The organism is Sporomusa sp. (assembly GCF_035561155.1).
In the GTDB taxonomy this organism is placed as follows: Bacteria; Bacillota; Negativicutes; order Sporomusales; family Sporomusaceae; genus Sporomusa.
In genome coordinates, this window is sequence record NZ_DATMYD010000038.1 from 1 (window position 1) to 12,962 (window position 12,962).

Here is a 12,962-nt window from a genome sequence, read left to right on the forward strand (position 1 = left end):
GATCAATATAAGGGAATTGAGTGCGGGTATGCCGGATTATTGCCGGCGTGCGACGGTACACTGCACTCCTGTCGCGTCCGGGGCAATTCGGTACGATACGGAGGTGAGCCCAGCATACCGGAAGGCGGGCTGTACGCGTAAACGTAGAACTGTATGACAAGGGAAATGGTTTAAATATCAATCGCCATTGTTGAATGGGATTATTATTTGACGTATAATTATGAATAAGGAATTTATGCTGCCGTTGGAGGTTAACTTATGGTAAAACAGGCAGGCACAGGCAGATGTTTTCCCCAAAGCCTATGTTTCCGTATTGATGACCATGGCAACCAAAAGGGAGTGATTTAGTGAAGAAGGAATCGACAACTAAGCCGCCTGTTGGGAGTATGACAAGGACGGTACTCATCTTTCTTTTCGGCGGGTTTATATTGACTGTTGCGGTATATGCGATAAATGACATTTGCGGAATAGTATGGATTGATTTTGTGCATTACAATCCACACCGCTCTCAGGCACATGCGCTACAGCTTATTGCTATGTCGCCCATTACTGGGCTGATATTAACGCTATATTACTCGCTTCCCGTGATAGTTGGAGCTATGGTTGCTGCGGTTTTTCAGCGGATTTTGGGACGTATTCCATTCTACAGCCTTGCCGTCATGCTTCCAATATGTGTCTTCACTTTGTACAAACAGATACCAAGCAGGCCAATCCCGATCGAGTATACAGATATTCTCGGACTTTTCATTTTGCAACTGCCGGTTGTGGTTGGTTGCTGGTGGTGGAACAATCGCACCTCAAAGAATTGAAATCCATAGAGATTTACTTGCGACCAGCATAGCTGGTCGTATATTTTTTAAATGAACTATTGCAGAAATTTATATTTTGGGGGATGAGATTATGGGACAATTTACAAAGGAACCAAAAGCAGAGGGTGGGTACTATTTAAAATATAATGGAAATTACGTAATGAGACAAAATGCAAAAACAGAATGGATTCGATTCGAAACGCAAGATGTTAATTTTAATCCAGACTATTTTGAAGTTATGGATAACGATGTAGATAGAAATACTGTCCGTGCTAAATTTTTGACTTATAAAGGAGAGTACGTGCTAGGTCCTGCCGGTAATCCGTATATAGTACCCTATACATTTGATTTTGAAGCATTTATTGCAAAATATAAATCGCTGCCTATGTCTCCAAACACAGAAGGCTATACGGAATATACTTATTCTGTATTATTTAATGCTTTCAGAACAGGTGGTATAGATGATCTGCAAAGGTCTTACGACGGAACCTATGGCTATTTTACCCCACCTTTTATGTCGTTTACTGCTGCAGCCAACTTTGTATACGGAGTAGCAAGTAATATTATGGGGGTTGATATAGGTACCTGCCTGTGGGGTGGAGGAATGCTTAACAAAATGCAAAACTTAAAACTGGGGGCAAATATGGACACCTCTGGTGAAATGGGTAATAACCCCAATAATCCGCCCCATATAAGAAACGGGTATAATTTCGTTGATTCATTACGGAGTCATGACGGGCTATCCGATTCGCCAGTTACTTCAGCTTTTATTCCTACTAGCTATTCGGATAAATTCGACATCGAAACGACCAGTGCCAAAGAAATGACCACAAATAGATTCGGTGTTTTAACTTTAGCAACGTCCTCTCAAAAGTGGCAAGATAATTTTGAAACAATCTTAGGACTTACTAATTTTGCGTTTGTTCACGCAGCGCCTATTGACGGCTATACACTGGAATATAACCCTAATGGTATATTGTGGAATGTTAATGCCGCAGGAATACCAACTGCTGAAGATTATGACAAGTATATTGAACAGCAAAGAATAATTGAGAGCACGAATGATCAAACAATTATTGATTCGCTGGATTATATTTAAACAGACCTATCTATTTTTCGCCGTTGGTGTACGGACAAAGAGTAGGAGGTGAGAAACATGTATTGTCCTTTACTATGTAATATGCCAGTAGTTCATTGACAGAATCGGCATGTGACGGCACGCTGCAGTCCTGCCGAATGCGGGGCAATTGGTCCGTTACGGAGGTGAGTCAAGCATTCCGGAAGGCGGGCTGTACGCATAACCGTGGAACTGTATGAACAAGGAAAAACGTTTAAACATCAATCGCCAATGGCGATTTTTTTATTGGGGGTAGTATGAATATAAAACTTGACGACCTGATTGGCCTGCCCTTTATCGATGGCGGGCGTGACCCCGCCGTAGGGCTCGACTGCTGGGGACTGTCCACGGAAGTCTTCCGGCGGTATGGGATCAACCTGCCTGACTACAAAATATCGTGTGAGGATGCTAGCCGGATTCACAGCAAAGTGGAGGAGCAGCGGGCAGGTTGGCGTCGGTGTGAACAAGAAATCCCTGTGCCAGCGCTTGTCGTAATCCGGTTTACCGTCTACTGTGACCATACGGGGGTGTACATCGGCCAGGGCCGGTTTATCCACACCCGCAAGCCAATCGGAGCAAATATCGACCGCGTCGACAGTCCTGCTTGGGCAAAACGCATCGAAGGATTCTATGTGCCGGAGGTGATGAAATGATCAGAATAACTGTACTGAAAAACCCCTTCAACCATACCGACAAGGAAATCCATGCTTGCGAGCATATTCCAGGCAAAACGGCCTATGAATATGTGCAGCCCTACATCATGGGATTGGATGACTATGTTGTCAGCATTAATGGAAATGTCGCGGAGGATACGAAAGAGCAAATTATCAATAGCGATGACTGGATTGCCGTTTGTCCCGTTGTCGGCAAAAGCGGCTCGAGCTGGTTTAGGTCGTTCGCATCAATTATAGTAGGAAACGTGTTAGGTGCAGTTTTGGGTACTATAATACCGAATGGTAGTTACTTCTGGAGCGCTGTGAGATCTGCAACCGTTAACATGATCGGCGGCAGCCTCATTAATCATTGGTTCCCGGCGGCTAAGCCAGACCGCTACGAAGTCAATCCGTCCTACAACTGGAGCAATGCGCAGCCGCTGACTGAGCAGGGTAATGCCCTGGCCGTAACTTATGGTACTATGCGAACGGCAGGACAGGTACTTGCCCAGCACGTGTCAAGCGATGGCGAGAAGCAGTACCTGAATCTCCTGTTGTGCGGCGGCGAAGGGCCGCTTGACAGTATCAGCGATATCCGGATAAACGATAACCCGATATCATACTACAAAGGAATTGCTCCCGAAATCCGGTTAGGTACCAACGACCAAACGGTAATCGCCAATTTTAATGACACCTATGTCGATCAGGCCTTAGCCTATGAAATAAACAATGACAACACCTGGATCACACATCAAACCGAGGGGAACGCGGTGGAAGGCCTGGAAATCACACTGGAGTTTCCCTACGGCTTGTACTACGCCAAAGACAGCGGCGGATTGGGGAACGCGTCGGTTACTCTGCAAGCGCAGTATAATAAGGTTGGGGATGATAATTGGCGTAATTTCACTAACGGAATGTCGTGGGCGGTAACTCAGAACTCTAACGGGCAATTAAATATGATATCAGTTAACTCAGTCGCGCCAACAGAAACATGGACCATTACCTATGGTGAACATGGGTATTTTATCGTATCAGGGTCAGTATCTGGTGTGAAATCAAATGCCCAAATTTATAAAAACTACAATAACGGGATAATAGCCTTTAATATTACGGAGTACGGGGGCGAGAATGGTTCGGGATTTGTGCCTGGCGATACCTTTACAATTAATGTAACTCCCAATATTAACTTACAAACTTCGGCCGCGAAGAATACTGCTTTCTTCCGCACTTACCGCGTGGACAATCTCCCTGCTGCCCAATATGAGGTGCGCGTTAAGTGCATCGCCAAAAGCGGGACGAATAACCGCTACTCCACCCGCGTTTTCTGGACCCAGTTGTCAAACATTATCTATGACGATTTTGCCCGGCCGGGCAAGGTGCTTGTCGGTATCAAGGCGTTGGCAACCAACCAGCTGAGCGGAGGCATGCCAAATATAACCTGGCTGCAAACCAGAAGTAAGGTTTGGGTATGGAATGCCGATTCCGGCCAGTACGAACAAAAACCGGCTACGAATCCGGCTTGGGCTGCCTATGACATGATCCACCGCTGCCGGCAAATCAAAAACATCCATACCGGCAAGTTAGAGTTTATTGTCAAGGGTACGCCGGCTTCGCGGGCCGTCTATCAGGATTTCGCCCGTTGGGCGGCATTTTGTGATAGCCGCAGCCTGACATTTAATTATATCTTCAATACGGCGACCGATCTCTGGACTGCACTGCAGAAACCGGAAGGTGTCGGCCGCGGCAAGGTGATTATGCGGGGAACCCGGTATGGGTGTGTCTGTGATGCTCCTGGAGAACCGGTGCAGCTATTTACAGTCGGCAATATTCTTACCGATAAATTCAAAGAAAGCTTCGTGGGGATGAAGGATCGGGCCAACGCAATAGAGATCACCTTTGCCAACAAGGACAAAGCCTATCAGAAGGAAGTTATCACGGCTTACGCCGACAACTATGACAGTACGACCGAGCCGAACATCACCCAGATTACCCTTGACGGTGCCACCACCGTTGACCAGGTGTACCGGGAAGCCAAATACCGGCTGCGGCTCAATCAATACCTGCAGCGGACGGTGGAGCACAGCGCGGATATTGATGCTATCGCCTGTCAGATTAACGACGTGGTTCTGCTGGCGCACGATGTGCCGCAGTGGGGGTATTCCGGACGGTTGCTTGCCGCTACGGTCACGACCCTTCAACTGGACCGCAAGGTAACATTGGAGCCAGGCAAATCCTATGCGGTCGCGGTGCAGATTACCAACCCGGCGGCAACAACTGCCCAGGACGCCCAAAAAATTGTAACTGTTGGTGTGCAGGGGGTGGTGAACGAAATCAGCACCGATACCGTGACGCTGACCAGCCTACTGTCCAGTGTACCGCAGAAATGGGACCTATACAGTTTTGGCGAAACCAGCAAAGTGGTCAAGCCGTTCCGGGTGCTCAGCATCAGTCGGGATCAGGATTTACGGCGCAAAATTTCCTGCATCGAATATATTGAGGAAGTTTACACGGAGGCAACAGATATACCGGAAGTCAACTACAGCGCGCTTGAGACTACAACCGAAGTCAGCAATGTCAGTGTGGCGGAAGAAACCTACCGCCAAAAAGACGGCACGATGGTTTCCAATCTGAATGTAGCATGGAGCATTCCGCGCGATAAACTGGTTAGCGGTTATAAAGTTTTGTATAGCAGCGACAATGGGCAGACCTGGAGTGAATGGGCGACAGGCCTAACAGCACTCAGTACAAAAATTATCGGCGTTAAAACCCAAACTGCCTATTTGGTAAAGGTTTGTACCATTAATGCTGCTGGCGTAGTATCAACCGGGGTTGTATCCTTTCCGGAATATGTTAGCGGCAAAGACGCACCCCCCTCTGACGTGGCCAGTTTGTTTGCTGATATAAGTCTGAGCGACTGCACAAAAATAACCCTTACGTGGCCTGCCGTCCCCGATATCGACCTTCGTGGCTACCAACTGATGGAAGGAAGCATAGTCTTAACGCCCACGCCGATATCAGACACGCAGTATATCTATACCGCGACTCAAAGCCGCGACCATAATTTCAGCGTCCGGGCCATAGACAATAGCGGCAATCCATCAGAGATACCGGCGACAAAATCCATAAGTGTTACCGTAGAACCAGCAAATGTGGCCGGTTTTTCTGTTGCCATTCAGGAAACCGACCGGAGCAAATTACTATTGTCATGGGCTGCAAACAGCGACAAAGATATTGCCTATTATGAGATTCGCCAGGGCAATACCGGTTGGGATGCAGCAACAGTAATCGCCACACAACTAAAGGCAACTAGTTACATGTACTCCTTGGCAGCAGAGGGCAGTCAGACATTTATGATTAAGGCGGTCAATATATCAGGGAAATGCAGTACCGCTGAATCGTTTAAAACCGTACAAGTTATATTGCGACCTGATACGCCCACAAATCTAGCGGCAGTGCAAGACCCAAAAGACAGGTCAATCCTCAAACTGTCGTGGATGGTCAGCCCCGGCAAAGATATCGCGGGATACCAATTGAAATACGGCTCAACATGGGCAACTGCAATAGATATTGACACTACTCGCGAAACCTCCTACCGCTGGCTTATCCCTGGTAGTGGCACATATAACCTTATGGTGTGCGCTCAGACTGTTGCTGGATATATCAGCAACATAACAAGCATCCCTGTGACGGTAGTCGCTGAACCGTCCAACGTTACCGGATTTACCGCAACTCAAAGCGATACCGACAAACGGGGGGTTAAGTTTACCTGGAAGGGTATTGCCGATCAGGACTTTGCCTATTACGAAATCCGCGAAGGAACTATATGGAATACAGCATCAGTCATAGCAACAAAAATCGGCAGTACCTATTACGACTACAAGGCAACTGCCGAAAAAACCACAACCTACCTCATTAAGGCTGTCAACAAAAGCGAGAGATACAGCAATGACCCTGAAAGCACGATAGTTGCCATATCCCTTACACCGTCAAGACCTAGCAGTGGTAGCGTCGTGGCCGACTTTGCCAATCGGCTCAAGTTGCTCATATCCTGGGACAAAGTAACCGACATGGATATTGACTATTATGAGGTCAAATATGGCTCAACAGTAATAGCCACACCAAAAGATACTTCGGCAACCTATACCGTAACCACGGGCGGGGCATATACATTTACAGTCCGGGCAAAAAACCTGGCAGGATTTTATTCCTCTATGCTAACGCTAACCGGCAACGTCACGGCGGAGCCAACAGACATAGCAACCTTTGCGGTAAGTCAACACAGCCTTGATAGGACATTTTTGGATTTTACATGGACGGCCAACAGCGATACCGATTTAGCCTATTATGAAATTCGGAAAGGAACCAACTGGGATGCAGGCACAGTAGTCGCTACACAGCTAAAAACGGCCACTTATTCAGCAGCCGCTACAGCAACAGGTGCAGCTGCCTATTTAATCAAAGCCTTTAACGCCGCAGGGTATGGCAGTGTTAATGCCAAAGCGGCTGCCATTACGATTAACCTTAACCCTGCTCAACCCGCCACCGGCAGCGTCAGCCAAGACCCTAAAGACAAATCTGAACTTGTGTTGTCCTGGGCCAATGTTACCGATGCAGACCTATTGTATTATGAAGTCCGCAGTGGTACGAATTGGGCAACCGGCGTAAAGGTTTTTGAAGGCAAGGAAACATCCTGCCGATATCCCATTACGGCCAATGGCACATACCCCTTTATGGTCTGCTCAAAAAACGTAGGCGGCTACTATTCATCGGTATTAAATTTAAGTGTTGCGGCCACCGTTAACCCAGGCGATATTACCGACTTTGTCGCCACCCAAAGCATGAACAACCGCAGCATTGTTACCTTACATTGGAATACGCCGACAGATCTGGACATATCCCATTTCGAAATACGCCAAGGAACGGCATGGGATACAGCTACGATCATAGGCAACAGGCTCACTACTACATCCTTTGAAATCCAAGCATTAGACGAAACTATCCACTATTATTTTATTAAGGCCGTGAGCATAGCCGGATACTACAGCCAGAACGCGGCAAAAATCGAAGGTATATTTAATCTCAACCCTTCGCCGGTCAGTAATATCCAAATCAACCAAAATACTAATGACCGTAGCCAACTAATAATCACTTGGACAGGCATAAACGAAAGCGACCTAGTTTACTATGACGTGCGACTTGGCTATATATGGGACACTGCAACCCAAATAGCCGAAACCAAAGAAACCCGCTGGATACACCAAATTGACGCAACCGGCGATATTAAAATCATGATTAAATCTAAAAATGCCGCAGAATTTTATTCCGATGAAGTACATGAACACTATTATGCTACAGTAGAGCCAGGGCCGGTAACAGGATTTGTGGCTATCCAGAACGGTGAATACGTTGAGCTATTTTGGGACAAACACAGCGAATCCGATGTTGTCGCCTATGAGATTACCGAAGGAGCAAGTTTTGACATGGGGCAACTAGTGGTTTCGGGCGTGACTACGAATGATTATAAGGTCAAGGTTGATACCGAGCGCAACTATTATTATCACATTAAGGCTATCAATCGTGCCTTGAAGTATTCGCAAAACGCAGTATCCAAGGGACTGTACATCAGTAATTTGCCCGTCAAAAATATCATTCAAGAGTATGACGAAATTACCCTACAAACCGGAATAAAGACCAATGTTGAGTTTGGGCCAAGCTTAATTAACTGGTCTAATATAGGTGGCAGGTTTAGTGACTACCTAACAACAAAGTTTTCAGATGTTGGCGGACAAACGGTGCTGAAGTTATCCAAGAATGGTACTGTGTACTATAGTTCTGGAACTTATAGTAGCCAAACCAAAGATATGGGCCAAGTAATTACAGCCAACATCACTTGTGACTTTCGTTCGACGGTTGTTCTACGAGGCATGGGTTCTGCTTTGCTTCAAATCCGAACCAGTCAGGATGGAGCTAACTGGTCAATATGGGCGGACTTTAAACCGGCTCAGTATACCTTTAGATACTTAGATGCAAGGGTACTATTGGCAACGAATGACCCGGCCAATACGCCGGAAGTCAACCACTTATCTGTACGGATTGATGTACCAGACACCGATATATATAAAACCGTTACCGTTCCTGTTGGTGGCGCGACTTTTAGTTATGGACATACATACTATACGATTCCCGTAATCACACCTACCGCATTAGGTGCCAATAAATTTGTGGAAATGACCAACAAAACAAACTCTAGCGTAGATTTACGAGTGGTCAATCGTAGCGGGACTGACGTTGGCGGTGATACAGATTTAAGGATTAAGGGTTACTAAAAAAAGAGGGAGAAATACATGAGTATTATGAAAAAAGAAATTCAGCGAGTTAAAAACTGCGATAAAATTCGCGTTAAATGCACTGAATGTGGTAAGGATATCGAATTAGAATTTGATTATCGCTCAATCAAGGAGAAAAAAGTATTGTTGTCAACATGAATATGCTAATGAGATTGCAAGTATTGATTTTGTTGTTCGAAGGTCAAACACATACGTTTCCCCCGGCTTTATGGGAACTGTAAAACTTGTGGAATAGTTAGCAGTGCCGAATGTAACTATAATCCGGGTGATACACGTCAACAAGCCAATTATACAAGGATTGGTTCATGATGACCATGTTATAACTACTGTAACTACAAACCTAAAACCGTAAACTCAAAAAAGACTGAAAAGTAAAGGGCTACTAAAAGTAGTCCTTTGTACATTTTTAAAAGAGGTGTAATAAATGGCTTATAACAACGCACTCCCAGCAAATGACGGGTTTATTGCGGACGCTCCTACTGAAATACGAGCGAATACAGAAGGTCTCAGGACTGGGCAAATTGTCGATGCCGGAACACTAAAGGGCTTATCTCCCGGTAATGTCAACGGCAGTATACCTATTAACAACGGAACAGTAAACACAAATCTAAACGCCCAGTATCATGGAGGCAATCTCCCTAGTGCTTACGCGACTGCCGGTCATACCCATACTGCTGTCACTACCTCTGCTAACGGCTTAATGATTAATACCGACAAGGGTAAACTTGATGGCATTGCAGCGGGAGCAGAGATTAACCAACTGGCATTTAGTAACGTACTTGTAGGCTCAACAACAATCGCGGCAGATAGTAAAACTGACACACTAACGATGACAGCTGGTGCAGGTATAACGCTTACGCCTGATGCCGCTAATGATGCAGTAACTATTGCTGTCACTCAGGACGGTCACAGCCATGCTGTAGCTACTACCAGCTCGGCAGGGTTTGAGTCTGCTGCTGACAAAATTAAACTTGACGGCATTGCAGCCGGTGCGGAGGTAAATCAAAACGCCTTTAGCACAATCGTAGCCGGTGGGGTATCGGCTGTAGCAGATAACAAGACTGACACCTTCACTATTAATGCCGGTGCAGGAATAACAGTAACAGGGGATGCCGCTAATGATGCTTGCACAATTGCGGTTACAGCCAATGGACATACCCACACTGATGCCACAACCGGTGCTGCTGGGTTTATGCCTGCCGCAATGGTAACAAAGTTAAACGGCATAGCTGCAGGGGCAGAGGTAAATCAAAACGCCTTTAGTAATATACTGGTTGGCAGTACAACTGTTGCTGCTGATGCCGAAAGTGATACATTGGAATTAGTCGCAGGTATAAACATTACACTAACACCTGATGCCACGAATGACCGGATAACAATAGCTAATACATATGTTCATCCTACAGGTGACGGTAACTCACATGTTCCAGCAACCGGTACTGCGAATAATACTAAAGTGCTAAAAGCGGGTGCTACCGTAAATTCTGCAGCATGGGGGCAAGTGGTAGCAAGCGAAGTGGCGAATACGCCTGCTGGAAATATCGCATCTACTACAGTCCAAGCTGCCATAAACGAGTTAGATGCCGAAAAGGTTAATACCTCAGATGTAGTAACCACAGCAACAGCCAATAAGATATTAAAACTTGATGCAACCTCAAAACTTCCAACATCAATCACTGGCAATGCTGCATCGGCGACTATGCTAGCTACTGCAAGGAATATCAATGGAGCAGCTTTTGACGGTTCTAGTGACATTGTTATTCCTACAGGATTTAAAAATTATATTATTAATGGCAAATTTGACATATGGCAACGAGGAACAAGTTTTTCTCTTAACGTTTACACAGCAGACAGATGGCAATCTTGGATGGGTATTGGTGGTTCTGTTACTGTATCAAAAGGAAATATGGGGTCAACAGGAGATTTATTTGACAGTTATTTATCATTTAATCAAACAGTAGGTGCAACATCAAATCAGCCTGTATTATTGCAAAAAATTGAAAATGTAAAAACGCTTGCTGGTAAAACAGTCACTTTGTCTTTTTATGCGAGTTGTGCAAGTGGGACTCTTAATGTTACACCTCATTTAATCCAATTTTTTGGTACAGGTGGAAGTGCCACTGTTGCTATTGTAGGTGAAACTAAAGTAATTCAATCTGGTTCATTTCAAAAATATTCTGTAACATTTAATGTTCCATCAATAATAGGGAAAACGATTGGGGCAAACAATTATTTGCAATGTGATTTTGGATTTCCACTAAATACTGTTTTTACGTTTAGCGTTGCACAAGTACAACTTGAAGAAGGCGCAGTAGCTACACCATTTGAACAAAGGCATATTCAGCAGGAAATAGCTTTATGTCAGAGGTATTATGAAATAGGTTGGGGAATAGCTGCTATAAATATTGTAAACTTTCTACCTTTTCATAATTACAAGGTTTCAAAAAGAGTTATACCAACACTTTCTATTTTAGGTCTTGATAGTGGAGGAACAGGTTTAACTATTATGCCTGCAACAATTAATCAATTTTATCAATCTGGAATCCACTCAATCGCTTCTGGATTTATGTGGTCTGCTGATGCAGAACTATAAGGAGGCGACAAATGTATAAATTAACAAAAGATACAACAATAATTAGACTCTCAGATAACGCCTGTATCCCTACTGACCCTGCGAATAGAGATTATCAAGAGTATCTTACCTGGTTAGCCGCAGGAAATACCGCAGAGCCAGCACAGACGGCAGAGGAAATTAAGGATGCGGAACTATCCACCCTGGATGCCGAATATCAGCCGCAATTTACCGAACTTACTCAGGCGTTAGGGCTTGCAACCTTGGACGGAAATCAGGTACTTATAGACGGTATTAAGGCCGATTACTCAGAGTTGAAAGCAGAATACCAAACAAAGCGGGCGGAGATTGTAAATGACAAATAAACGCTGTTTCATATGCGGTACTAAAGAGCAGGACGGTAAATGTACAAACCAAGAATGTCCGCGTAGTAAGTAAGAGCCAGTGGGCTCTATTTTTATTTGAGGTGATACCATGCCGCTAACCAGCGGCTTTTATTATGCAAAATTTCGGGGGTGGGGAATTGACTGGGGGGTCATTAGGTATAAAGCAGCATTTGACTTACAGGGAAACCGTTTAGCTTCCTACCATACGGATATTCATACATACATTCCGCCAGAAGCAATTGAAATATCCGAAGAAGACCAAAACTTATATGCCACCAACGACTATATCCGCGACATGACAACAGGAAAACCAGTTGAAAAACCTGCATATGTACCAACTACAGAGGATAAGATAATTGCAATCCGAAGGCAACGTGATAAGCTCTTAACTGAAAGTGATTGGACTGACACGCTGAGCGCAAAAAGCAGGTTAGGAGATGATCTATATAATGCATGACAGGAATACCGGCAGGCGCTACGGGATATGCCGGAAACGTGTGATTTAGATAATCCAGTTTGGCCGATTAAACCGCTATAAGCGGTTTTTCGTATTATTAGGTCAGCCAGAATTTCTGGCTGGCCTATTTTCGTAGGCGTTATAAGATGGTGGTAGCCGGGAGAACAAGGTGGCTTTAGGGGATTTTTACCCCGGAATAAAAACTGTTCTCCCACTGCCTCCATAGAGGCAATGACCTCGTATAACAAGCGAAGCTATGGGTTTGGAACCATCGTGGGAGTTCCGGCGAAATTGCTTTGGGAGCAGTGTTATGGAACCAGTCAGTGGGTTAGATGTAGCAAAAAAAGCTAGAAATTTGCACAGGCAATTAAACACCCTGGATATTTCCTGGGCTCGAAGTAATCGCCGGTTTTACACTCACAATCAGCTTCAAAATTTTTTCGCTAGATTATATCTAATTTGTACCTAACCCTTTTGTAGCATTTGAGTACGGATAAAGAATAGGAGGTGAGAGAATGTATTGTCCTTTACTTTGTATTAAACCTGAAAATAATCTGGTTTCGTTTAGTCAATGCCTGGAGGATGCATGCGCATGGTGGATTATTACCGGCACCACAGGTA

General features: G+C 45.0%; 8 protein-coding genes. All 8 read left to right on the forward strand.

Annotated elements, in window-relative coordinates:
• Positions 1-347: 347 nt before the first annotated feature.
• The 8 genes from VN447_RS05415 to VN447_RS05450 all read left to right on the forward strand — a co-directional run bounded on the left by VN447_RS05415 (position 348) and on the right by VN447_RS05450 (position 12,341).
• The gene (locus tag VN447_RS05415; RefSeq protein WP_325523606.1) at positions 348-809 is read left to right on the forward strand and encodes a hypothetical protein; all 462 of its coding nucleotides are present in this window, start codon (positions 348-350) and stop codon (positions 807-809) included.
• A gap of 91 nt (positions 810-900) precedes the next feature.
• The gene (locus VN447_RS05420) at positions 901-1,908 is read left to right on the forward strand and encodes a hypothetical protein (RefSeq protein ID WP_325523608.1); all 1,008 of its coding nucleotides are present in this window, start codon (positions 901-903) and stop codon (positions 1,906-1,908) included.
• A gap of 275 nt (positions 1,909-2,183) precedes the next feature.
• Positions 2,184-2,579, forward strand: a complete 396-nt coding sequence (locus VN447_RS05425) for a C40 family peptidase (protein ID WP_325523610.1) — start codon at positions 2,184-2,186, stop codon at positions 2,577-2,579.
• Positions 2,576-8,905, forward strand: a complete 6,330-nt coding sequence (locus VN447_RS05430; protein WP_325523612.1) for a host specificity factor TipJ family phage tail protein — start codon at positions 2,576-2,578, stop codon at positions 8,903-8,905. The genes VN447_RS05425 and VN447_RS05430 overlap by 4 nt, the downstream gene beginning before the upstream one ends.
• An 18-nt stretch (positions 8,906-8,923) precedes the next feature.
• Positions 8,924-9,064, forward strand: a complete 141-nt coding sequence (locus VN447_RS05435) for a hypothetical protein (protein ID WP_325523614.1) — start codon at positions 8,924-8,926, stop codon at positions 9,062-9,064.
• Positions 9,065-9,350: 286 nt separating this feature from the next.
• Positions 9,351-11,519 (forward strand): hypothetical protein, encoded by a 2,169-nt coding sequence (locus VN447_RS05440; RefSeq protein ID WP_325523616.1) that lies wholly within the window; start codon positions 9,351-9,353, stop codon positions 11,517-11,519.
• Between the two features lie 11 nt (positions 11,520-11,530).
• Positions 11,531-11,863 carry a hypothetical protein gene (locus tag VN447_RS05445; RefSeq protein WP_325523618.1) on the forward strand — a complete coding sequence of 111 codons (333 nt, stop codon included), beginning with the start codon at positions 11,531-11,533 and terminating at the stop codon, positions 11,861-11,863.
• A gap of 109 nt (positions 11,864-11,972) precedes the next feature.
• On the forward strand, positions 11,973-12,341 hold the full coding sequence (locus VN447_RS05450; protein ID WP_325523620.1) for a hypothetical protein: 369 nt from the start codon (positions 11,973-11,975) through the stop codon (positions 12,339-12,341).
• The last annotated feature ends 621 nt before the right edge of the window (positions 12,342-12,962 follow it).

Excerpts from the sequence above, each read along its gene's own strand:
- VN447_RS05420 (WP_325523608.1), top strand. The coding sequence starts at position 901 with ATGGGACAATTTACAAAGGAACCAAAAGCAGAGGGTGGGTACTATTTA.
- VN447_RS05425 (WP_325523610.1), top strand. The coding sequence starts at position 2,184 with ATGAATATAAAACTTGACGACCTGATTGGCCTGCCCTTTATCGATGGC.
- VN447_RS05430 (WP_325523612.1), top strand. The coding sequence starts at position 2,576 with ATGATCAGAATAACTGTACTGAAAAACCCCTTCAACCATACCGACAAG.
- VN447_RS05435 (WP_325523614.1), top strand. The coding sequence starts at position 8,924 with ATGAGTATTATGAAAAAAGAAATTCAGCGAGTTAAAAACTGCGATAAA.
- VN447_RS05440 (WP_325523616.1), top strand. The coding sequence starts at position 9,351 with ATGGCTTATAACAACGCACTCCCAGCAAATGACGGGTTTATTGCGGAC.
- VN447_RS05445 (WP_325523618.1), top strand. The coding sequence starts at position 11,531 with ATGTATAAATTAACAAAAGATACAACAATAATTAGACTCTCAGATAAC.
- VN447_RS05450 (WP_325523620.1), top strand. The coding sequence starts at position 11,973 with ATGCCGCTAACCAGCGGCTTTTATTATGCAAAATTTCGGGGGTGGGGA.